22 protein-coding genes and 1 riboswitch are annotated in these 21,649 nt (G+C 73.1%); of the genes, 11 read left to right on the top strand and 11 right to left on the bottom strand.

Features of this window, described 5'->3' with window-relative positions:
* Positions 1 to 6: 6 nt before the first annotated feature.
* Positions 7 to 96: riboswitch (ZMP/ZTP riboswitch) on the bottom strand.
* A gap of 121 nt (positions 97 to 217) precedes the next feature.
* Positions 218 to 1,702 (bottom strand): S8 family peptidase, encoded by a 1,485-nt coding sequence (locus tag GA0070621_RS07275; protein WP_091192548.1) that lies wholly within the window; start codon positions 1,700 to 1,702, stop codon positions 218 to 220.
* Between the two features lie 298 nt (positions 1,703 to 2,000).
* Between GA0070621_RS07275 and GA0070621_RS07280 the strand changes: the two genes are divergently transcribed.
* Together GA0070621_RS07280 and GA0070621_RS07285 are read left to right on the top strand one after the other, a co-directional pair.
* Positions 2,001 to 2,231 carry a hypothetical protein gene (locus GA0070621_RS07280; RefSeq protein ID WP_091202133.1) on the top strand — a complete coding sequence of 77 codons (231 nt, stop codon included), beginning with the start codon at positions 2,001 to 2,003 and terminating at the stop codon, positions 2,229 to 2,231.
* Between the two features lie 110 nt (positions 2,232 to 2,341).
* Positions 2,342 to 3,325: a DNA polymerase domain-containing protein gene (locus GA0070621_RS07285; RefSeq protein WP_091192549.1), complete on the top strand. Its 984-nt coding sequence runs from the start codon at positions 2,342 to 2,344 to the stop codon at positions 3,323 to 3,325.
* A 4-nt stretch (positions 3,326 to 3,329) separates the two neighbouring features.
* On the opposite strand, the gene GA0070621_RS07290 is transcribed toward GA0070621_RS07285, so the two are convergent.
* Entirely contained in the window at positions 3,330 to 3,836 is a 507-nt protein-coding gene (locus GA0070621_RS07290; RefSeq protein ID WP_091192551.1) for an Lrp/AsnC family transcriptional regulator, read from the bottom strand.
* Between the two features lie 104 nt (positions 3,837 to 3,940).
* On the opposite strand from GA0070621_RS07290, the gene pdhA reads away from it, so the two are divergent.
* The 5 genes from pdhA (at position 3,941) to GA0070621_RS07315 (ending at position 9,650) form a co-directional block, all read left to right on the top strand.
* Entirely contained in the window at positions 3,941 to 5,113 is a 1,173-nt protein-coding gene (gene pdhA / locus GA0070621_RS07295; RefSeq protein WP_091192552.1) for a pyruvate dehydrogenase (acetyl-transferring) E1 component subunit alpha, read from the top strand.
* Positions 5,113 to 6,117, top strand: coding sequence for an alpha-ketoacid dehydrogenase subunit beta (locus GA0070621_RS07300; RefSeq protein WP_091192554.1), 1,005 nt, complete (start codon positions 5,113 to 5,115; stop codon positions 6,115 to 6,117). Before pdhA ends, GA0070621_RS07300 begins: the two co-directional genes overlap by 1 nt.
* The gene (locus GA0070621_RS07305) at positions 6,114 to 7,556 is read left to right on the top strand and encodes a dihydrolipoamide acetyltransferase family protein (RefSeq protein WP_167666678.1); all 1,443 of its coding nucleotides are present in this window, start codon (positions 6,114 to 6,116) and stop codon (positions 7,554 to 7,556) included. Before GA0070621_RS07300 ends, GA0070621_RS07305 begins: the two co-directional genes overlap by 4 nt.
* Positions 7,557 to 7,824: 268 nt before the next feature.
* Positions 7,825 to 9,090, top strand: coding sequence for a L,D-transpeptidase (locus tag GA0070621_RS07310; protein ID WP_091192555.1), 1,266 nt, complete (start codon positions 7,825 to 7,827; stop codon positions 9,088 to 9,090).
* Positions 9,091 to 9,284: 194 nt separating this feature from the next.
* Positions 9,285 to 9,650 carry an STAS domain-containing protein gene (locus GA0070621_RS07315; protein ID WP_091192557.1) on the top strand — a complete coding sequence of 122 codons (366 nt, stop codon included), beginning with the start codon at positions 9,285 to 9,287 and terminating at the stop codon, positions 9,648 to 9,650.
* 55 nt (positions 9,651 to 9,705) lie between these two features.
* Here GA0070621_RS07315 and GA0070621_RS07320 read toward each other — a convergent pair whose 3' ends face one another.
* Together GA0070621_RS07320 and GA0070621_RS07325 are read right to left on the bottom strand one after the other, a co-directional pair.
* Positions 9,706 to 10,074, bottom strand: coding sequence for an FKBP-type peptidyl-prolyl cis-trans isomerase (locus tag GA0070621_RS07320; protein WP_091192559.1), 369 nt, complete (start codon positions 10,072 to 10,074; stop codon positions 9,706 to 9,708).
* A gap of 168 nt (positions 10,075 to 10,242) precedes the next feature.
* The gene (locus GA0070621_RS07325) at positions 10,243 to 10,818 is read right to left on the bottom strand and encodes a DoxX family membrane protein (RefSeq protein ID WP_167666680.1); all 576 of its coding nucleotides are present in this window, start codon (positions 10,816 to 10,818) and stop codon (positions 10,243 to 10,245) included.
* A gap of 218 nt (positions 10,819 to 11,036) precedes the next feature.
* Between GA0070621_RS07325 and GA0070621_RS07330 the strand changes: the two genes are divergently transcribed.
* Positions 11,037 to 11,735, top strand: a complete 699-nt coding sequence (locus GA0070621_RS07330) for a CBS domain-containing protein (RefSeq protein WP_091202139.1) — start codon at positions 11,037 to 11,039, stop codon at positions 11,733 to 11,735.
* Between the two features lie 67 nt (positions 11,736 to 11,802).
* Here the strand turns inward: GA0070621_RS07330 and GA0070621_RS07335 are convergent, their stop codons facing one another.
* The 5 genes from GA0070621_RS07335 to GA0070621_RS07355 all read right to left on the bottom strand — a co-directional run bounded on the left by GA0070621_RS07335 (position 11,803) and on the right by GA0070621_RS07355 (position 14,414).
* Positions 11,803 to 12,519 carry a helical backbone metal receptor gene (locus GA0070621_RS07335; protein WP_091192560.1) on the bottom strand — a complete coding sequence of 239 codons (717 nt, stop codon included), beginning with the start codon at positions 12,517 to 12,519 and terminating at the stop codon, positions 11,803 to 11,805.
* A gap of 101 nt (positions 12,520 to 12,620) precedes the next feature.
* Entirely contained in the window at positions 12,621 to 13,172 is a 552-nt protein-coding gene (locus GA0070621_RS07340) for a hypothetical protein (protein WP_091192561.1), read from the bottom strand.
* The gene (locus tag GA0070621_RS07345; protein ID WP_091192563.1) at positions 13,169 to 13,687 is read right to left on the bottom strand and encodes a DUF6286 domain-containing protein; all 519 of its coding nucleotides are present in this window, start codon (positions 13,685 to 13,687) and stop codon (positions 13,169 to 13,171) included. The genes GA0070621_RS07340 and GA0070621_RS07345 overlap by 4 nt, the downstream gene beginning before the upstream one ends.
* A gap of 27 nt (positions 13,688 to 13,714) precedes the next feature.
* Positions 13,715 to 14,101: an Asp23/Gls24 family envelope stress response protein gene (locus tag GA0070621_RS07350; protein WP_157739879.1), complete on the bottom strand. Its 387-nt coding sequence runs from the start codon at positions 14,099 to 14,101 to the stop codon at positions 13,715 to 13,717.
* Positions 14,102 to 14,231: 130 nt separating this feature from the next.
* Complete coding sequence (locus tag GA0070621_RS07355; protein ID WP_091192566.1) at positions 14,232 to 14,414, bottom strand: hypothetical protein; 183 nt, start codon at positions 14,412 to 14,414, stop codon at positions 14,232 to 14,234.
* A gap of 257 nt (positions 14,415 to 14,671) precedes the next feature.
* Between GA0070621_RS07355 and GA0070621_RS07360 the strand changes: the two genes are divergently transcribed.
* Together GA0070621_RS07360 and GA0070621_RS07365 are read left to right on the top strand one after the other, a co-directional pair.
* Positions 14,672 to 15,550, top strand: a complete 879-nt coding sequence (locus GA0070621_RS07360; protein ID WP_167666681.1) for a DUF2726 domain-containing protein — start codon at positions 14,672 to 14,674, stop codon at positions 15,548 to 15,550.
* Positions 15,551 to 15,843: 293 nt separating this feature from the next.
* Complete coding sequence (locus tag GA0070621_RS07365; RefSeq protein ID WP_167666682.1) at positions 15,844 to 17,091, top strand: hypothetical protein; 1,248 nt, start codon at positions 15,844 to 15,846, stop codon at positions 17,089 to 17,091.
* An 86-nt stretch (positions 17,092 to 17,177) separates the two neighbouring features.
* Here the strand turns inward: GA0070621_RS07365 and GA0070621_RS07370 are convergent, their stop codons facing one another.
* Positions 17,178 to 18,425, bottom strand: a complete 1,248-nt coding sequence (locus tag GA0070621_RS07370; protein WP_091192569.1) for an MDR family MFS transporter — start codon at positions 18,423 to 18,425, stop codon at positions 17,178 to 17,180.
* A gap of 237 nt (positions 18,426 to 18,662) precedes the next feature.
* Positions 18,663 to 19,010: a histone-like nucleoid-structuring protein Lsr2 gene (locus tag GA0070621_RS07375; RefSeq protein WP_091202143.1), complete on the bottom strand. Its 348-nt coding sequence runs from the start codon at positions 19,008 to 19,010 to the stop codon at positions 18,663 to 18,665.
* 247 nt (positions 19,011 to 19,257) lie between these two features.
* Here GA0070621_RS07375 and lon point away from each other — a divergent pair, with 247 nt between their 5' ends.
* Positions 19,258 to 21,594, top strand: a complete 2,337-nt coding sequence (lon, locus tag GA0070621_RS07380; RefSeq protein WP_091192571.1) for an endopeptidase La — start codon at positions 19,258 to 19,260, stop codon at positions 21,592 to 21,594.
* Positions 21,595 to 21,649 lie beyond the last annotated feature (55 nt).

Below are 21,649 nucleotides of genomic sequence, written 5' to 3' on the forward strand. Positions count from 1 at the left end.
TGACGTACGGAAGGCCCAGGCGCTCGGCGTGCGTCCTTGTGACGGGACCGCTTCCCGATGGTGCTCCATCCCCACGCGCCAGTCACGGCCCGCGCCGATCGTACCGGGTACGTCGGGGCCGGTCCGGCCGACCTCCGCCGGACCGGGCGACCCCGCCTGGGAAAACGGACGGGGCCCGGCGATCGCTCGCCGGGCCCCGCCACAGGTGTTGCGGCTGTTACTTCACCACGTTGTACGCGTCGACCATGCCGAAGCCGTAGAACCCGTTACGGTTCCCGCCGGAGCAGGTCGCGTCGTAGCCGTGCGGGTTGCCCGGCCACAGCGGCACCGGGTTGTAGACGCCCGCCGGGCAGGGCTTGGCGACCGCCGTGCGCTCCAGGAACGACGACAGCTGGCCCGGGGTCATGTCCGGGTGCGCCGACAGCGCCAGCGCCGCGACACCGGTGGCGTGCGGGCCGGACATCGACGTCCCCTGCTTGTACCCCCACCCGTTGGTCCGGGTGGTGGTGTTGAAGGTGGTCGACAGGATGGCGTCGGTGCTGGTCGAGCGCACACCCTGGGTGCGAACCCGGCTGTCGCCACCCGGCGCCGTCACCTCGATCACGCCCTGGCCGTACGAGGAGTAGTAGCTCTTCTCCCCGGTCGGGCCCACGGCCGAGACGGTCACCACACCCGGCGCCTCGGCCGGCAGGTCGAGGCAGGCGTTGGTGAGGTTCTCGCGGTTCTCCGGCGTCCCGTTGTTCGGGCTGCCGGTGTCGGTGATCTTGTGAGCGAGGTCGTAGTTCGAGTTACCCGCGGACGCGATGTTGAGCACGCCCTTGGACTGCGAGTAACGGATCGCTCGCTGCACGGCCTGCCACACCGGACGCTGGCGTGCGTCGTTGCGGCAGTTCAGCTCCCACGGGTCGATGTAGTAGCTGTTGTTGGTGAGCTGGAAACCGTGGTCGGCGGCCCACATGAACCCACAGACCGCGGCCTCCGGGAAGATGTAGCCGTCGTTGTTGACGACCTTGACCGCCGCGACCTTGACCCCCGGCGCGATGCCGGTCACGCCGACGCCGTTGACGGCGGCGGCGATGGTGCCGGCCACGTGGGTGCCGTGGTCGGAGGTGGTCGGGTTCCAGGACGCCTCGGTGGTGTCGGTGACACCGCCGATGCAGGACACGCTCTTGTCCTTGGCGATCTGGGTGGCCAGGTCGGGGTGGGTGCTGGAGATGCCGCTGTCCAGCACGCCGACGACCACGTTCGGGCTGCCGGCGTTGACCTTGTGGGCCTGCGGGACGTGGATCATGTCCATGTCCCACTGCTGGGCGTACATCGGCTCCTTGGTCGGGTCGCCGGTGGCTTCGGCGACCTCGGCGGCGGAAACCTCCACGGTCTCGCCCTCGTCGAGAGCGGTGCCCAGGCCGGCGGTGGACGCGACCGCGTCGACGCCCGCACCCGCCACCGCGGTGGCGAAGTTCGGGTTGGTCGAGCGGACGACGAGCACGCCGATCTGGTCGTAACTGGCGACCACGGTGCCGTTGGCGGCCGCCACGCGGGCGGCGGCCTTGTCGGTCTTGCCGCCCTGCGGGGCGAGGACCAGGAACGTGGTCTCCGGCCCGGCGGCCGCGGCCGGCGCCAACCCGCCGATGGCGGCGAGCCCGACGCCGAGCGTCACCACGGACGCGGCGGCGAGTGTCTTGCGACGCAGGTTCTTCACACAGACTCCCAGGGGCTGATCCAGCCGGCCCCACTGCCTGGCGGGGAGCGGGCCGGCGGAAAACGAGCAGGCTGCTCGCTTTCCTGGGGGTTCAGCGTAGGGACGGGGTGTTGTGTTACACACAGCCAAACGGATGAACAACAACCGTCATACGGTGCCCGACGGGTGACGTAACCGCTTATTTCCGCATCGGCACCGAGGTGATCGGGTCTCGGCTCCCGGCCGCGCGTGAACCGGCCGCCGCCGGGTAAGCGCTGGCGCGACCGGAGCCGAGACAGGGAGGTGTGTCGTGGCGACCATGACCAAGGAACAGATGAGCCCGGTACGGGACAAGAACTACGACCTGATCCACACGTTGCAGATGTCGCTGGAGAACATCTATCGGATGGACACCTACATCGCCGACGCGGACGCGCGGGGCGACACGGAACTCGCCAACTGGTTCCGAAAGATCCAGGAGAACAACCGCAAGGCGGGTGACCAGGGCAAGCAGATGCTCATGATGCGCATGCAGCAGGAAGGGCGCTGAGCGCGGTCCGAGCCGGGGCCGGACGGGTGTCCCTCGTCGTGGGCATCACGATGATCGCCTGACCGGCCCCGTCGCGCGATGGGCGGCGTGACGGCCCACCGCCCGTTACGGTGTGGAGCGTGGCGACCACGGCGGCCGAGGAGATCCGGGTGGGGGAGCGGCTGGTCCGCGTCTCCAGCCCCGACAAGCCGTACTTTCCGGAGCGCGGGCTGACGAAGCTGGACGTGGTCCGCTACTTCCTCGCCGTCGGCGACGGCATCCTGCGCGCGCTGCGGGACCGGCCCACCATGCTGGAACGGTGGCCGCGCGGGGTGTTCGAGGGCGCGCAGATCGCCACCCGGCAGAGCAACCGCGGCGACGCGTTCTATCAGAAGCGGCTGCCGGCCGGGGCGCCCGACTGGGTGCGCACCGCGCACATCACCTTCCCGAGCGGCCGGACCGCCGACGAGGTGGCCCCGAGTGAGCTGGCCGTCGTCATCTGGGCGGTCAACCTGGGCACCCTGCGCTTCCACCCGTGGCCGGTCTCGGCCGGCGACGTGGAGCGCCCGGACCAGCTCCGCATCGACCTCGATCCGATGCCCGGGGTGGACTTCGCCCAGGTGGTCCCGGTCGCCCACGAGGTACGGGCGTTCCTCGACGAGCTGGGGCTGGTCGGCTACCCGAAGACCACCGGCGGCCGGGGCCTGCACGTCTATCTGTCCATCGAGCCGCGGTGGAGCTTCGGCGAGTGCCGGCGGGCGGTGCTGGCGCTGGGGCGGGAGATGCAGCGCCGGCGACCCGACCTGGTCACCACCACCTGGTGGCGGGAGCAGCGGGACCGGCCGGTCTTCGTCGACTACAACCAGATGGCCCGCGACCACACCATGACGTCGGCGTACTCGATCCGGCCCACCCCGCGCGCCCTGGTCTCCGCCCCGCTGGACTGGTCGGAGCTCGACGACGCCCGGCCGGACGACTTCGACGTGCTGAGCCTGCCGGCCCGGTTCGCCGAGCGGGCCGACCCGCACGCGGGCCTGGACGGGCGTCGGTTCTCCCTGGCGCCGCTGCTGGAGCTGGCCGACCGGGAGGGCCTGGCGGCGCCGCCGGAACGCTGAACCGCTACGGCCAGGGGCTCTGCGCCCCGTCGAACTCCTCGAAGACCAGCCAGCTGCGCGTCGACAGCACCCCGGCGATGCTCTGCACCCGGTCCAGGACCACGTCCCGCAGGGTGGCGTTGTCCGGCGCGCGGACCAGGGCCAGCACGTCGTGCTCGCCGCTGAGCAGCGCCACGTGCTCGACGTAGCGCACCCGGGCCAGTTCGGCCGACACCTCGCGCCAGGTGTTCTGCTCGATGGTCAGCGCGATGTACGCCGACGTGCCCAGCCCGGCCGGCTCCGGTGCCACCCGCGCCCGGAACCCGGTGATCACCCCGTCCCGGACCAGGCGCTCCACCCGCGCGTACGCGTTGGTGCGCGAGACGTGCACCCGTTCGGCAAGGGTACGGACGGAGAGCCGGCCGTCGTCGACCAGCTCGCGCAGGATCCGCCGGTCCACCTCGTCGAGCGGCCCGGCCGAACGTCCCGTTCCGCCCGCCACGCCCGGTGCGGGGTTGGTCTGCTGGCTCATGAACCGCTCCTCATCCTGCCATTCGTCCCGCGTTTGACCGCGAACTTGAGTCAATCATCCGAGGGCACGAGCATAGGACCACCACACGTCCAGGAGGTCCCGCCGTGACGACCACACCCCAGGCGGTCCGCAGGGCATCCCCCCGCAGCCGCCGGAAGGCCAACCCGGCCGTTCCCGACCCGTCGGCCGGCCTGCTGCCGCGTACCGAGCCGGTCCGGCTGCTGAACCCGGACGGCACCCCGCTGCCGGCCCGCGACGACTACCCGGCGCCGCCCGTCGAGGCGCTGCGCGAGATGTACCGCCGGATGGTGATCGGTCGCCGCTTCGACGTGCAGGCCACCGCGCTGACCAAGCAGGGCCGCCTCGCCGTCTACCCGTCCTCCCGGGGCCAGGAGGCGTGCCAGGTGGGCGGGGTCCTGGCGCTGCGCGACAGCGACTGGGTCTTCCCCACCTACCGCGAGTCGATGGCGCTGACCGCCCGCGGCATCGACCCGGTCGAGGTGCTCACCCTGCTGCGCGGCGACTGGCACTGCGGGTACGACGCGGCCGCCGTGCACACCGCGCCGCAGTGCACCCCGCTCGCCACCCAGTGCGTGCACGCCGCCGGCCTGGCCTACGGCGAGTCGTACCAGGGGCGGGACACCGTGGCGCTGGCGTTCATCGGTGACGGCGCGACCAGCGAGGGCGACTTCCACGAGGGCGTCAACTTCGCCGCCGTGTTCAAGGCCCCGGTGGTCTACTTCGTGCAGAACAACAAGTACGCGATCAGCGTCCCGCTGTCCCGGCAGACCGCCGCCCCGAGCCTGGCGTACAAGGGCGTCGGCTACGGCGTGCCGAGCGAGCAGGTCGACGGCAACGACCCGGTGGCCGTGCTCGCGGTGCTCACCCGCGCGGTGGAGCACGCCCGCGCAGGCAAGGGGCCGTTCCTGGTCGAGGCGCACACGTACCGGATGGAGCCGCACACCAACGCGGACGACCAGACCCGCTACCGGGACGCCGAGGAGGTCGAGGCGTGGCGGGACCGCGACCCGATCGCCCGGCTGGAGGCGTTCCTGCGTGACCAGGGTGCGCTGGACGACGCCGCCGTCGCCGCGATCGTGGACGAGGCCGAGGCGTACGCCGCCGCGCTGCGCGACCGGATGAACGCCCAGCCCACGGTCGACCCGCTGAGCCTCTTCGACCACGTGTACGCGGAGCCGACCCCGCAGCTGGTCGAGCAGCGCGAGCAGGTCCGCGCCGAACTGGCCGCCGCCCGGGACGAGGAGGGGGACGCCTGATGGCCACCATGACCATGGCGAAGGCGCTCAACGCCGCGCTCGCCGACGCGATGCTCGCCGACGAGCGGGTGGTCGTCTTCGGCGAGGACGTCGGGCAGCTCGGCGGCGTCTTCCGGATCACCGACGGCCTCCAGGCCCGGTTCGGCGACAAGCGCTGCTTCGACACCCCCCTCGCGGAGGCCGGCATCGTCGGCTTCGCCGTCGGCCTGGCCATGTCCGGGCTGCGGCCGGTGGTCGAGATGCAGTTCGACGCGTTCGCGTACCCGGCGTTCGAGCAGATCGCCTCGCACGTGGCGAAGCTGCGCAACCGCACCAGGGGCGCGCTCAGCGTGCCGATCGTCATCCGGGTGCCGTACGCCGGCGGCATCGGTGGCGTGGAGCACCACTGCGACTCCTCCGAGGCGTACTACGCGCACACCCCGGGCCTGAAGGTGGTCACCCCGGCCACCGTCGAGGACGCGTACTCGCTGCTGCGCGAGGCGATCGACGACCCGGACCCGGTCGTGTTCATGGAGCCGAAGAAGCTCTACTTCTCCAGCGCCGAGGCGGAGCTGCCGGCCCGTACCGCGCCGTTCGGCCAGGCCGTCGTGCGCCGGGCCGGCACCGACGCCACCCTGGTCGCGTACGGCCCGGCCGTGCCGGTCGCCCTGGAGGCGGCCGAGGCCGCCCGCGAGGAGGGCTGGGACCTGGAGGTCGTCGACGTACGCACCATCGTGCCGTTCGACGACGCCACGGTCACCGCCTCGGTCCGGAAGACCGGCCGGTGCGTGGTGATCCAGGAGGCGCAGGGCTTCGCCGGTGTCGGCGCGGAGATCGCCGCCCGGGTGCAGGAGCGCTGCTTCCACGCGCTGCACGCCCCGGTGCTGCGGGTCTCCGGCCTGGACATTCCCTACCCGGCCCCGATGCTGGAGCACACCCACCTGCCCTCGGTCGACCGGGTGCTGGACACCGTGGCCCGCCTCCAGTGGGACGACCAGCCCGACGCGCGCTGGGTGGCGGCATGAGCACCACGACCGGGACCCGCGACTTCCTTCTGCCGGACCTTGGCGAGGGGCTGAGCGAGGCGGAGATCGTCGAGTGGCGGGTCGCCGTCGGTGACGTGGTCACCGTGGACCAGACCGTGGTCGAGGTGGAGACCGCCAAGGCGGTCGTCGACGTGCCCTGCCCGTACGCGGGTCGGGTCGTGGCCCTGCACGGCGCGGCGGGCGAGGTCCGCCCGGTCGGCCAGCCGCTGATCACCATCGCCCCGCTCGACGGTGCGGACGGGGACGACCCGCACGCCACCTACCGCGAGGAGGAGCGCGCCGGCTCCGGCAACGTCCTGATCGGGTACGGCACCGGCCACGGCGGCTCCGGGCGGCGGCGTCGCCGGCCCCGGCTGGCCCTCGCCCCGGAGCCCACCACCGCTGCGCCGGCCGCCGCCGGCCCGGCCCCGGCCGGTGTCCCCGGTCCGGCCGCCGGGCCGGCCCTGAACGTCGGAGCGCCGGCCGCCGGAGGCACCCCGGCGGCCGGCGGTCCGGCCGACACCGACGGGCGCGCGGGCGCCGCCGGTGCGGTCCTGGTCATCTCGCCGATCGTCCGGCGGCTGGCCCGGGAACGCGGCGTGGACCTGGCGTCGCTGCGCGGCACCGGGCCCGGTGGGGTGATTCGCCGCGCCGACGTGGAGGCGGCGTCCGCCGCCCCGGCGGCGCGGCTCGCCGCCGTGCCGGCGGCCCCCGAGGCGCACGTCGGGCTCGCCCCGACGGACGGCGGTGACGTGGTCATCCCGCTGACCGGCATCCGAAAGGTGATCGCCGACAAGCTCTCCCGCAGCCGGCGGGAGATCCCCGAGGTCACCATCTGGGTGGACGTGGACGCCACCGGGCTGCTGGCGACCCGCGCCGCGATCAACGCCGCCACTCCGGAGTCGCCGGTCAGCATTCTGGCCCTGCTGGCCCGGATCTGCCTCAGCGGTCTGCGGAAGTACCCGCAGCTCAACGCGCACGTGGACACCGAGGGGCAGCGGATCGTCCAGTCGGCCGGGGTGCACCTGGGCATCGCCGCGCAGACCGACCGGGGCCTGATCGTCCCGGTGCTCCGCGACGCCCAGCGGCTGACCACCCGGGAACTGGCCGCCGCGCTGGTGGAGACCACCACCGCGGCCCGGGCCGGCAGCCTTCCGCCGGCGCGGCTGACCGGCGGCACCTTCACCCTCAACAACTACGGGGTGTTCGGGGTGGACGGCTCCACGCCGATCATCAACCACCCGGAGGCGGCGCTGCTCGGCGTCGGCCGGATCGTGGACAAGCCGTGGGTGGTCGACGGGCAGCTCGCGGTCCGCAAGGTGACCCAGCTCAGCCTCACCTTCGACCACCGGGTCTGCGACGGCGGCGTGGCGGGTGGCTTCCTGCGCCACGTCGCGGACTGCGTGGAGCAGCCCGCGCTGCTGGTGGCGAACGTCTGAACCCGGCCGGGGCCGGTCACCTCCAGTTGGGGGTGACCGGCCCCGTCGTGCTTCCCGGAACCGGGACCGAGCGACCCTCTTCGGCACCTCCGGTACGTCGAACCGCCACCGGCCCCGATCCGGGACACCGCCCCCCGCCACGCCCCGTCCGGCACCCGGGCGACCAAATGCGCCTGGTTTCACGAGCATTTCTCGGGGAAGAGCGCCGTGGACCTGGGAATCGCCGTACAGAATGTGGCCAAGGGGGAGTGGAAATGGGGGGCCGAATATGGACGTGAGGCGACGATTCACGCTATTGGCGGTGGCCGTGGCGACCACACCGTTGGTTGTCTCCGGCTGCACGGCCGGGCCCAAGGCGATGAAGTCGGGCCAGGAGAAGAAGCCCCCGGCGCTGAACGTGACACCGGCGGACAACACGAAGGACGTGCCGGTCAGCGCCGAGGTGGGCGCCACCGTCAGCGGCGGAAAGATCACCGCGGTCCGGCTCACCGACGACAAGGGCGCGCAGGTGCCGGCCGAACCACGGGAGGACGGGTCGAGCTGGGTGCCGACCAAGCCGTTGCAGAATTCGCGGACGTACACCGCGGAGGTGACCGCGACCGGCGATTCCGGAAAGAGCACCACACGGAAGACGACGTTCACCACGTCGGCGCCGTCGACCAAGGCGCAGGTCACCAGCACGCTCTATTTCACGGACAATCAGACGTACGGGACGGCGATGCCGTTGGTCGTCAAGTTCGAACCGGCGATTCCGAAAGAGGCCAGGGCGGACGTACAGCGACGGTTGTTCGTGAAGTCGGATCCGCCGCAGCCGGGCACCTGGTCGTGGATCGCGGACGGCACTCAGGTCGAATACCGGGCACCCGACTTCTGGAAGTCCGGCACGAAGATCAGCGTGCGCAGCGCCCTGCAGGGGCTGCCGATCGGCAAGGACGCGATCGGTGACGCGGACCACTCCGCGACCTCGAAGATCGGCCGGCAGTCCTCGATCGACATCGACAACGCCAGCAAGCAGATGTCGGTCTACCAGGAGGGCAAGCTGCTCCGGAAGATCCCGGTGAGTCTCGGCAAGGAGAGCACGCCGACCTCCAGCGGCAACATGGTGATCATGGAGAAGTTCGACCGGACCACCTTCGACACCCGGGGCGACCCGAACGGCGGCTACGTGGTCGACGTCGACGACGCGCAGCGCCTCACCTGGGGCGGCGAGTTCATCCACGCCGCGCCGTGGTCGGAGGGCGACCAGGGCAGCAGCAACGTCTCGCACGGTTGCACCAACGTCTCGTCCGACGCCGCGCACTGGCTGATGGGCGTCACGCAGGTCGGCGACCTGGTGACGGTCAAGGGCACCGAGGTGAAGTTGGACCAGGGCAACGGTTTCACCGCGTGGAACGTGAGCTGGGACGACTTCGCCAAGGGCAGCGCGCTGCCGGTGCCGGCCGGACTCAAGCCCACGCAGAGCGCGACACCGCACCCGGGCGCGGTGGCCGGCGGCTCGGCGCCCGCACCCGCCCCGTCGGTCAGCGGCGGCTGAGGGAGGGACCTGGGGGAACGACCGAGGGACGGCTCGCCACGGAGGTGGCGGGCCGTCCCTGCCGCGCGCTCCGGCCCCGCCGACGCGGACGCCTCGGGGGCCACCCTGAGTCTCTCGGGGTCCTACCCGGGACGTTCCCGGATCCCTGGTCCGGGCGGCCGAAAATGTCGGTCCCGGCGGATAGGTTTACCGGCATGGGGCAGCGCAGCGACCGGTTCGACGTGCAGATCAGCGTCGGTGACGACGTGGTGGACGTCCGCGCCGTGGGCGAGATCGACATCGCCACGGTCGGTGCGTTCCGGGCCGCGCTCTGGGCCGCCCCGGCACGGCCGGTGCTGCGGTTGGACCTCTCCGGCGTCCGGGTGCTCTCCGCCGCCGGGGTGCGGGCACTGATCGCGGCGCACCTGCGGATCCGGGCCCGCGGTGGCGAGCTGGTGCTGGTCGACCCCGATCCGGTGGTGGCCCGGGTGCTGCGCGCCACCGGCCTGCACCGGGTGATGCCGATCCATGAGTCGGCGACCGCGGGCGCGTCGCGGCTGGCGGAGCTGGCGTCGGTCTGACCCGACGGCCGGGGCCGCCGGTCTGACCGACGGCCCCGGGTGAAACGGTCGCGGTTCAGCGGACGCCGAGCAGGTCGACCACGAAGACCAGCGTCTCGCCCGGCTTGATGACGCCGCCGGCGCCCCGGTCTCCGTAGCCCAGGTGCGGCGGGATGGTCAGCTTGCGCCGGCCGCCCACCTTCATGCCGATCACGCCCTGGTCCCAGCCGGCGATGACCCGCCCGCCGCCGAGCGGGAAGTCGAACGCCTCGCCCCGGTTCCACGACGCGTCGAACTCGCGGCCGGTCGAGTGGGCCACGCCGACGTAGTGCACGCTGGCGAGCTGGCCGGGGCGGGCCTCCGGGCCGTCGCCGACCGTGATGTCCTCGATGACGAGATCGGCGGGCGGCGCGCCCTCGATCGGGCCAACCTCGGGCTTCTCCATGAGCGGTCTCCTCGGTGGTTCCGGATGTGTTTCCGTCGATCCTGCCGGATCGTGACCGGCCGATACGCGTCGGTCCCCGCCTACGGCGGCGGGGACCGGTGGACGGACGAGATGGCGGGCGCCACCTTCGGTGACGCCCGCCCGGCGGGTGCTGTCGGATCGGTCACTTCACTTGAGCCAGGGGAGCCGCTGGACGATGGGGAGCTTCGCCCAGGCCCGGCCGAGGCCGAGGGTGTTGCCGGCGCCGACCAGGGCCAGGCCGGCCAGCAGACCCGCGTAGATGAGGTGGTCGTCCATGAACGGGTTGTTCGCGGGGGGCAGCACGGCCGTCCACATCATGACCAGCAGGAGCCCGCCGGCGACCGCGGCGACCCGCATCCCGATGCCGAGGATCAGGGCGACGCCGATGGCCGCCAGCCCGGTCATGAACATCCAGTCCGCCCAGGTCGCCCCGGCGATGCCGTGGTAGAAGCCCTCGAGCGGGCCCTTGGTGCCGAAGGCCAGGAAGCCCTTGGTGGGGCTGCCGCCGTTGATCCAGGCGTTCTTCGCCGCGGTCTCGTGTCCCAGGCCGAACATCTTGTCCAGGAAGGCCCAGAGGAAGACCCAGCCGAGGGCGATCCGCAGTCCGGCGAAGACGTACCGGGCGGCCTTCTGCCGGGTGGTCTCGGCCTCGCGGGTGGTCCGAACCGCCGGTGCGATGGTGTTGGCGGTGATCCGCTCGATCGTCGCGGTCATGGTCTCCACGTCCCTTCCTTTGCCTCGCACCGCGCTTTCCGGTGGCACATTCATTCCACCTCCGGGGCGTCGCCGTGGGCAGGGCCGACCGGGCCGCTCCGGCCCGGGACCTTGGACCCCTTCGGGCCCGGTCCGGTCGGCCCTGTCCGGCCTGCCGACCGCCTCTGACCACGGTGGTCGCCGCCGCCCTAGCGTCGTGGGTGGAACAGCGGGCCGAGGAGGTCGTGATGCGGACATGGCAGGTGGGCGACGTGATGACCAAGGACGTCGCGACGGTGGGCGAGGAGACCCCGTACCGGCAGATCGTCGATGTGCTGATCCGGCGGGGCATCAGCGCCGTACCGGTGGTGGACGACTTCCGTCGGGTGCTCGGCGTGGTCTCCGAGGCGGACCTGCTGCACAAGGTGGAACGGGCCGGGCAGTTCGACGAGCGACGGGTCTTCGAGGGCAGGCGCCGGCGTACCGCCCGGGAGAAGGCGGGCGCGTTGGTCGCGAAGGACCTGATGACCGCGCCCGCGGTGACCACCTACCCGCAGGCGGCGCTGCCGGCGGCGGCCCGGCTGATGGACCGCGAGGTGGTCAAGCGGCTGCCGGTGCTGGACGATCTCGGCCGGCTGGTCGGCATCGTGACCCGCAGCGACCTGCTCCGGGTGCATCTGCGCACCGACGCGGAGATCCGCGAGGACGTGGTGCAGGAGGTGCTGCGCCGGGTGCTCGCGGTGCGGGACGGCCTGGTCACCGTCCAGGTTCGGGACGGCGCGGTCACGCTGGACGGCCGGTTGGACCGGCGTAGCGCCGTCGAACTCGCCGGCCGGCTCGCCGCCCAGGTCAGCGGCGTCGTGCAGGTCGACAACGCCATCGGGTACGACGTGGACGACACCACGCTGCGCGAGGTGGATCCGGTGCACGCCACGCCGATCGCCTGACCGTCGGCGCCGGCCGGCCGCCACCCGGGTCGGCCGGCGCCGGGGTGGTCCGCCCGTCCCGGTCGGCTCAGCCCGCGTGGGCGAGCTGGGTGGCGAGCAGCGCGGGCGCCTCGGCGAGCGACGGGCCGTACCAGGTCAGGTGCCGGCCCGAGACGAGTGCGGCCGGCACGCCCGGAAACGCCTCCGGCCCGTCCTCGGCGGTGAACCGGTACGGCTCGTCCGGCAGCACCACCAGTTCGGGCGCCCGGACGCGCAGCTCGTCCGGGCTCGGCCGGGGGTAGCGGTCCTCGTGGTCGGCCCACTGGTTGCCGACGCCGAGCCGGCGCAGCACGTCACCGGCGAAGGTGTCCCGACCGAGCACCACCCACGGCCGCCGCCACACCGGTACGACCGCGCTGCGCGGCGTCGCCGAAACGGGCTGCCCGGCCCAGGCCCGCCGGGCGGCCCGCAGCCAGTCCGGCTCGTCGGACCCGCCGAGCGCGGCGATCAGCTCGCCGAGCTGGGTCAACGCCTCGGGGACCGTACGGGGAAAGGTGACCCGAACCGGTACGCCGGCCGCGCGCAGGGCGTCCGCGTCGACGCGCCGGTTCTCCTCCTCGTTGAGCAGGACCAGGTCGGGGCGGAGCGCGAGCACCCGGTCCAGGTCGGGGTATTTGGTCCCACCGACCCGGGCGACGTCCAGCCCGGCCGGGTGGGTGCACCAGTCGGTGGCGCCGACCAGCACCTCGGGCCGGGTCAGCGCCACGGCCTCGGTCAACGACGGCACCAGCGACACCACCCGCACGGCCGCTCCCTTCCTCGCTCCGGAGCATCCTCGCGTACCGGGGATTGTCCGGCGCGGAGCGGCCTTCACGTCGCGCGGGGGCCGGGCCGGCCGGCGGCCGGTCAGCGGGACGTCTCGTCCACCACCGCCGTCACGTCCAGGTGCCCCGGGCGGCAGCCGAGCGTCGCCGCGAACCGGCGGACCGCGGCGTCCACCTGGGCCCGGGCCGCGCCGAGACCGGCGGACGGGTCCAGGCCCACCTCGACCCAGACGTCCGGCCGGGTGACCGGGCCGGTGAGCAGCACCCGAGCCCGGCGTACGCCCGGGGCCCGGAGCAGGTCCCGTTCCAGCGTGCCGGTGAGCACCTCGGTCGCCACCCGGGTACGCCCACCACCGTCCCCCGGATGAGTCAGGGTGCCGGTCAGCCGGCCCGGCACCCGTAGCCCGGCGGCGAGCAGCCGTTGCCCGAGCAGGGCCAGCAACACCCCGCCGGCCGCCACCGCGAGGGCGGTCCACGGCGTACCGGCCTGCCACCAGGCGACCGGCCCGTCTCCGAGCAGCGGGGCGCCGCCGCCGGGGAGCCAACCCAGCCCGACCGCCGATCCGACCGCGCCCGCCGCGACGAGCAGCAGGGCGAGCACCGTCCAGAGCAGCCGGTGGGCGGCGTTGCTCACGTCGTCCGCCGGACGGGGATGAGCCGGACCTCGATCGGGTCGCGGCGCGGGGCGGCCAGTCGGTCGAGTTCCCAGCGCAGCGCGAACTCGACGTCGGCACGGGCCGACGGGTCGCCCGTCGCGGTCACCCGGGGCCGCCAGTCGTCCCCGCGTCGGCGCAGACGTACCCGGGCCCGGTGGACGCTCGGCACGGCGCGGGCCACCCGGGCCAGCCGCCGTTCGACCGAGCGGCGGTGCAGGTGCCAGCCGTCGTCCTCGGCGAGGCGCAGTCGGACGGGGCGCCACCGGAGCAGCTCCGCGACGAGCAGGACCAGACCGAGCAGGGCGACGCCCGCGGCGACCGCCCGGACCGGGGCGTCCTGCCAGCGGGTGGTGGTCAGGACGGCGTACCACCGTTGGACCAGCGAGCCGGGGTGGCCGGACGCGGCGAGCAGCGCCTCGACCGTGACGAGCGTCCCGCCGGCGAGCAGGGCGACGGCGAGCAGCAGGGTGGCGATCCGGTTGACCGTCCGCACGTCAGCCTCCCGTCGCCGGGCCGCCGCTCACGTCGCCGTCCAGGCGTCCGCGTCGGCCCCGGACTCGTCGTACGCGGGGGCCGCCCCGTCGGGCAGGCGCAGGTCCACCACCGTGACGGTGACCGCCTCGACGGTGAGCCCGGTCTCCGCCCCGACCCGAACGCCGATCCGGCGGCGTACCGCCTCGGCGACCGACGGCAGGTGGGCGCCGTGCTCGACGACCAGGTCCAGGTCGACGCGCGCGACGCCGCCGCAGACCCGGACGGTCGCCGTGGCGTCGGGGGCGGCCGGCGCGCGTCCCACCGCGTCCTCGACCAGCCGGGCGACCCGCTCCTCCGTCCACGGCTGCGCCGGGGTGGCGGGCTCGGGTGCGGCCACGGATTCGGGTGCGGCCATGGATTCGGGTGCGGCCATGGATTCCGGTGCGGCCACGGATTCGGGTGGGGCCAGGGGCTCGGGCCCGGCCACCGATTCGGGCGTGGCCGCGGATTCGGGCGGGGACGCGCCGCGCCGCGGCAGGATGCCGGTCATCGTCGCGCCCCGCTCACCGGCGTCGCTCCGCTCGGTCGGCGAACCCGGGCGCGGCGGCGTCGCCGTCGAGAAGCCGGACCAGGAGCCAGCCGACCAGCCCGGCCAGGGTGGCGGCCGCGGCGACGCCGATCCCGCCGAGCGCCCAGACCGCCACCGGGAGGAACCCGGCGAGGAACCCGAACTGTTGCCGCGTCATGCCCACCTCCGCTCAGCGACGACCGACCGGACGGGCGGGTCGTACCCGTTCCCGCGCCGCGCAGTCATCGCGCCCGGCGACGGCGGCGACCAGACCGCCCGGTGGCCGCGGAAAAGGCGACGAACGGGTACGAGCCGGCCAGCCCCCTGCCGGTGGGGCAACTGGGCTGGTGACGGCCCGGACCGGTCGATTCCGCCGCACCGGGTGGACGGCATCCATGATCGACGGCCTAGACTCGGGCGTCGATCGAGTGACGGATGGATCTGGCGGAGATGACGAGCAGCGGCAGCGTGGCGGCTTCCTGGCTGCGCCCGGTCACGGCTGGGGGCGCCCCGTCGCTCACCCGCGCCGGTCAGTTCGGGTACGAGTCGCGTCGGCTGGGTGAGCTGGTGCAGGGGCGGCCGCCGGGCGTCACCGGGAACCAGTGGAGCACCGCCCTGCGGGAGGGCTTCGACCAGGTGGTCTGTGCGGCCGACGGCCGCCCGGTGTTCGCCGTGCAGGTCGCCCCGCCGGCACCCGCCGGTTCCGCCGCCCGTCGCGCCGAGCGGATGACCAGCACGGTCTGCGCCGCCGTCGGCCTGCCGGTGCTACGGGTCGAGTCGTCGACCCTGCGCGGTGCCGAACACTCCCGGCGTCTCGTCGAGTACGTCATCGACGCGCGGAGCTACGCCGCCGGCTCGGGACCGGAGGCCGGGGACGCCGTCGGGTTCCGGGAGATCGTCGGCCGGCTGCCCGACGGCCGCAGCGGGCCGGTGAACGACCTCGGGGCGCTGGCTCGGGCCGCCGCCGTCGAGGCGTACGTCGAGCGGCGTCTCGCCGACCCGATCGTCCGCGGCCTGCACGTGCGCTGGACGGGCGGCCCCGCCGAGGGGTGGAGCTGGATCGAGGTGCGGCCCGGCCGCTGCCTGGTCGAACGGGTCGAACTCCTCGTGCAGCGGTTCTCCTGCGGGGTGGACCCGGGCCGGCTCGCCGAGGACCTGGCCGCAGTGGCGGTGGGGGAGCGGCTGCGCGACCTCGACGCCGTCGAGTCGTCGCTGGTCGACCGGGACGAGCTGCGCGAGCGTATCCGGCGGCTGGCGACCCGGCGCGACGAGTTCGACGGCGGCTTCGCCTTCGACCACCTCTGCGAGGACTGAGCCACCGCGCGGGCTGCTGACCGCGTGGACGGCCCGTTCTGTCGGCCGATCCCGGCCGGATCCGGCCGTGGATTCTCCCGATCCCGGTTGAACCATCGCCGTCGTCGATCCGTACCCAAGCGGGAATGGACGTAGACCTTCCCAGCCGCGCCGGCAGGCGCGGAGACGGTGCGGAGAGGGCATCGTCGGTCATCGACGTGCGATCAGAACCGTCGCAGTGATCCGTGCCCCCGAATTCCGTCGGTCCGCCGGGGTCACGGGTCGATCACCGGATCGAGAAGGAGAACAATTCGATGCGCAGGTCCACACGGGCGCGCCGGACATCCGGTAACACGCGGATCAAGCGGGTGTTGGCCGTGGTCGGCACGCTCGCGGTCTTCGGCGGCATCGCCGCCGTCACGCAGATCTCGTCCGCCGAGGACCGGCGGACCTACCGCCGGGCCGCCTCGGCGTCGTGTGTTCCGGCGAGCCCCGGCGCGACCGCGCCGAGCGGTGCCGGCAGCACCACCCGGACCTGGCAGAACGGCCGGTGGGTGCGCAACCACTGGGGCGACGGGCAGCTGTCGGTCGCCGAGTGCCAGCAGAGCGGACCGGGTGGGACCGGCGCCGGTGCGCCCACCGTGGCCTGCCCGGACGTGAAGAGCAGCCTTCCGCAGGTGCCCGATCAGGCGCGTGCCGCGGTGGACCGCGAACTCGCCCTGCTGGACACGCAGATCGCCGAGGCGAACCGGCGACTCGCCGCGCTGGGCGAGCGCGACGGGCAGGACTTCGTCAACAACGCCATCCTGCGTCCCCTCGCCGACAAGCGGACCGCCACGCTGAACCGGATCGCCACCGCGATCGGGCGGGTCGCGCAGCGCCCCGAGGGTCTCGACCAGTTGGCCCAGTGCGCCATCGCCGACAACGGCCAGAACGGCGACGACGGTGGAAGCAACAATGGTGGAAACAGCAACGGTGGCGGCAGCAACGGTGGCAGCAGCGGCGGGAGCGGCAACGGACTGGAGGTGCTCGCCAAGGACTGCGGCAACAGCGGGCTCCAGCCGCACGACGGGTTCCAGGCCGGGAACCGCTGTGTGAGCACCGCCTTCGGTGAGGTGGGCGCGGCGGCGAACAACCCCTCGCTGCTCATCACCCAGTTCCCGAACCAGGTTCGCCGCAACCAGCCGTTCACCCTGCGGGTCACCACGCGGAACCTGATCCGGGACCGCTTCCTCGCCGCCGGCCAGGGCGGCTACTACCTGGAGAGTTCGCTGCTCAACGACCAGGGCCTGGTACGCGGACATTTCCACACCGCCTGCCGGATGCTCGACGGCACCCGTCAGCCCCCGAACCCGGCGGACATGCCGGCCTTCTTCGTGGCGACCGAGGACGGTCGGGGCGGCGCCCAGGCGGACGACGTGCTCATCCAGATTCCCGGCCTGCCGCGATCGGGTCTGGCGCAGTGCGCGGTCTGGGCCGGTGACGGCTCGCACCGCATCCCGATGATGGAGCGCGCCAACCAGACCCCCGCCTTCGACGTGGTGCGGATCCGGGTCAACTGACGGTCGGCGGCCGGAGCCCGTCCGGGGCGTACCCGGGCGGCTCCGGCCGGGCGGATCGCTCGGCGCGGGCGCGGGCCGGGGGTGGGTCACACCGGCGCGGGCTCCGGCCGGGCGAGGGCCGGCGTGGGTGCCCGCAGCCCTTCGATCCGTCGGGTACGCGTCGGGCCGGCGACCAGGTTGCCCAACGCCACGAGCAGGGCCAGCCCGCCCAGTCCGAGCCAGAGCGCGGTGTCGCCGAACCGGCCGGTGACCAGGCCGCTTACGGTCGGGCCGGCGAAGCTGGCGAAGGCGTACCCCAGCGAGTAGACGCCCTGGTACCGGCCGCGTTGCGCGGCAGGGGAGAGGTCGGCGGTGAGCGCCGAGTTGGCGGGCGTCATCATCATCTCGCCGAGGGTCCAGACCAGCACGCTGAGGGCGTAGAGCAGGACGGTGTCGGCCATGGCGGTGACCACGAACCCGGCGCCGATCACCACCGCCGCCATCGCGATGGTGCGGGAGCGGTCGAAGCGGGCGATCAGCCGGGGCACGAACAACTGGCCCGCCACGATCATCAGCCCGTTCACCGCGATGACCGGCCCGTACGCCGACGCGGGCAGCCCGTCGGCCCGCAACGCCACCGGCAGCATGGCGTTCGCCTCGATGCAGAGCCAGATCAGCCCGGTCAGCGCGGTGAAGGTGAGGAACACCCGGTCGCGCAGCACCGCGCCGAGGCCGCCCCGGTCGGCCCGGACGCGGGGCCCGACGGCGTCGGGGGCCGGCCGGGACTCCGGCACCTTGAGCGCGATCAGGGCGGCGGTGCCGAGCAGCACGGCGGCGTTGAGCACGAAGAGCAGCAGCGGGTCGGCCCGGATCAGCACGCCGGCCACCGTGGCGGCCACCGAGAACCCGATGTTGATCGCCCAGTAGTTGAGGGTCAGCGCCCGTAGCCGGTCGCGCTCGCCGACCACGTCGATGATGGTGGCGGTGAAGGCCGGCCGGGCCACGCCGAGGAAGAGCCCGAGGGCCAGGGTGAGCGCCGCGATGGCGACCGGGCGGCCGGTCAGTCCCAGCCCGAGCGCGGTGGCCGCGGCGGCGACGTTGCCGGAGAGCATCGCCGGCCGCCGTCCCCACCGGTCCGCGACGATGCCGCCGACCAGCGTGCCGAGCGCGCTGCCGGCCCCGTGCAACCCGATCACCATGCCCGCGTACGACGGGTCGAAGTGGCGCACCGAGACCAGGTAGACGCCGAGGTAGATGGCGACGAAGCTGCCCAGCCGGTTGATCAGCGTGGCGGTCCAGAGATACCAGAACGTGCGGGGCAGGCCGCCCCCGGTCTGTCGCCACCAGGCTGTCATGCCCCACCCCCGTGCGTCGTCCGCGTAATGACCATTGGCCATGGCGGTCATTACAACCCAGGGGTACGACGCGGGAGCGGTCACCGGGTGGCCGTCGTGGCGCCGCTCACTGCGCCACCGTGGCAATGGATGCCGGTGCGCTCGTCATCGATGAAAATTGTGAACGCTGAAAAGCCAACCGGGGCCGCGCTGATTTCCCAGCGTGACCCCGGCGTGCCCGACGGTGAACCGGGAGGCTCAGCGGTTCTTGTACGCCTCCACCACCGAGACGGGGATCCGGCCCCGCTCGGAAATCTCGTAGCCGTTCTTCGTGGCCCATTCCCGGATGGCGCGGTTCTGCTCGCGGTCCATTCCGGAGGTGGCCGGGCGAGCCGTCCGGCGCGTCGCGCGCACGCTCTCGACCGGTCCGCGACCGATCCGCCTGCCAGCGCTGATGTACGGGTCCAGGGCCTTGCGCAGGACGCCGGCGTTCTCGTCGGAGACGTCGATCGTGTACGCCACGCCGTCCAGGCCGAACTCGACGGTCCGATCCGCCTTTCCGCCGTCGAGGTCGTCGGTCAGAACGGTGATTACTTTCCTTGCCATCGCCATTGCTCCCTGTGTCGGGCGGGGTGTGGCTAAGAGTTTGACCTATGGTGCGGCAAATTCGCAACAATATCTGCCGATCGCCATTCGGCGGGTCGGCTAATCCATCCCCCGGAATGGCGGGTCGACGCGCGGCGCGGTGCGGCGGAGGGTGGTCGAATAGTGGCGTGGGTCACAAGCCGGAACAAGGGGAACGGTTTGTTACTTGAGCCTGACACGCTCAACTCAACATGATGGCAGGTGTTCGATGGCAACTCTTCCGGTACTACCGCTGACCGACGCCGTCCTGCTGCCCGGCATGGTCATCCCGGTGACCCTCGACCCGACCACCCAGGCCGCGGTCGACGCGGCCCGCGCCAGCGGCGACAAGACACTCCTCGCCGTACCCCGGATCGACGGCGACTACGGCTCCGTCGGCGTGATCGCCACGATCGAGAAGGTGGGCCGGCTGCCCAGCGGTGAGCCCGCCGCCGTGGTCCGCGGCCTGGCCCGGGCCCGGATCGGCTCCGGCGTGCCCGGCCCGGGCGCCGCGCTCTGGGTCGAGGCGACCGAACTCGACGAACCCGCCCCGGCCGGTAGAGCCCGGGAACTCGCCCGCGAGTACCGCGCGCTGATGACCTCCGTCCTCCAGCAGCGCGGCGCCTGGCAGGTCATCGACGCCATGGAGCGGATGACCGACCTCTCCGAGCTGGCCGACGCGGCCGGCTACGCGCCCTGGCTCAGCCTGGCGCAGAAGACCGAACTGCTCGCCGCGCCGGACGTCACCGCCCGGCTGGAGCTGCTGGTCGGCTGGGTGCGGGAGCACCTGGCCGAACAGGAGGTCACCGAGCGGATCAACAGCGACGTGCGGGAGGGACTGGAGAAGTCCCAGCGGGAGTTCCTGCTCCGCCAGCAGCTCGCCGCGATCCGCAAGGAGTTGGGCGAGGACGAGCCGGAGGGCTCCGCCGACTACCGTTCCCGCGTCGAGTCCGCCGACCTGCCCGAGAAGGTCCGCGAGGCGGCCCTGCGCGAGGTCGGCAAGCTGGAGCGGGCCAGCGACGCCTCGCCCGAGGCGGGCTGGATCCGTACCTGGCTCGACACCGTCCTCGAAATGCCGTGGAGCACGCGTACCGAGGACAACACCGACCTGACCGCGGCCCGCGCCGTGCTCGACGCCGACCACGCCGGCCTGGCCGACGTGAAGGACCGCATCCTGGAATACCTCGCGGTGCGCAACCGGCGCGCGGAGCGCAACCTCGGCGTGGTCGGCGGCCGTGGCTCCGGCGCGGTGCTCGCCCTCGCCGGCCCGCCCGGCGTCGGCAAGACCAGCCTCGGCGAGTCCGTCGCCCGGGCGCTGGGCCGCAACTTCGTCCGGGTCTCCCTCGGTGGCGTCCGCGACGAGGCGGAGATCCGCGGCCACCGGCGCACCTACGTCGGCGCGCTGCCCGGCCGGATCGTCCGCGCCCTGCGCGAAGCCGGTTCGATGAACCCGGTCGTGCTCCTCGACGAGGTCGACAAGCTGGCCGTCGGCTACTCCGGCGACCCGGCCGCCGCCCTGCTGGAGGTGCTCGACCCGGCGCAGAACCACACCTTCCGCGACCACTACCTGGAGGTCGACCTCGACCTGTCCGACGTGCTCTTCCTGGCCACCGCCAACGTGGTGGACACCATCCCCGGCCCGTTGCTCGACCGGATGGAGCTGGTCACCCTGGACGGCTACACCGAGGACGAGAAGGTGGCCATCGCCCGGGACCACCTGCTGCCCCGGCAGCGGGAGCGGGCCGGGCTGACCGCCGACGAGGTGACCGTCGCCGACGCGGCCCTCGCGCGGATCGCGGGGGAACACACCCGGGAGGCCGGCGTACGGCAGCTCGAACGCGCCCTCGCCAAGATCCTGCGCAAGGTCGCCGTGGCCCTGGCCACCGATCCGGCACCGGTCCGGGTGGACGACGACAACCTGGCCCGCTACCTGGGCCGGCCGAAGTTCACCCCGGAGTCGGCGGAGCGTACGGCGGTGCCCGGCGTGGCCACCGGCCTGGCCGTCACCGGGGCGGGCGGCGACGTGCTCTTCATCGAGGCGACCAGCATGGAGGGCGACCCGGGGCTGACCCTGACCGGCCAGCTCGGCGACGTGATGAAGGAGTCCGCGCACATCGCCTGGTCGTACCTGCGGTCGAACGGGCGGCGGCTCGGGCTGGACCCGAACGCCCTGGCCGGGCGGCGGATCCACCTGCACGTCCCGGCCGGTGCGGTGCCGAAGGACGGCCCGAGTGCCGGCATCACCATGGTGACGGCGCTGGCCTCCCTGGTCACGGGCCGGCCGGTACGCCCCGAGTTCGGGATGACCGGCGAGGTGACCCTCTCCGGCCGGGTGCTGCCCATCGGCGGCGTGAAGCAGAAGCTGCTCGCCGCCCACCGGGCCGGTCTGACCGAGGTGATCATCCCGAAGCGCAACGAGCCGGACCTCGACGACCTGCCCACCGAGGTACGCGACGCGCTGACCATCCACACCCTCGCCGACGTCGCCGACGTGCTCGCCCTGGCGCTGCGCCCGGCCGACGTCGACGCGGAAACCCTGGGTGGCCAGCCGCTCGCCGCGGCCTGAGCCAGCGGCAGGAGCCCCCTGTCACGCCTCGTGCGTGACAGGGGGTTCCTGTTGA

The organism is Micromonospora narathiwatensis, from assembly GCF_900089605.1.
GTDB classification, from domain to species: Bacteria; Actinomycetota; Actinomycetes; order Mycobacteriales; family Micromonosporaceae; genus Micromonospora; species Micromonospora narathiwatensis.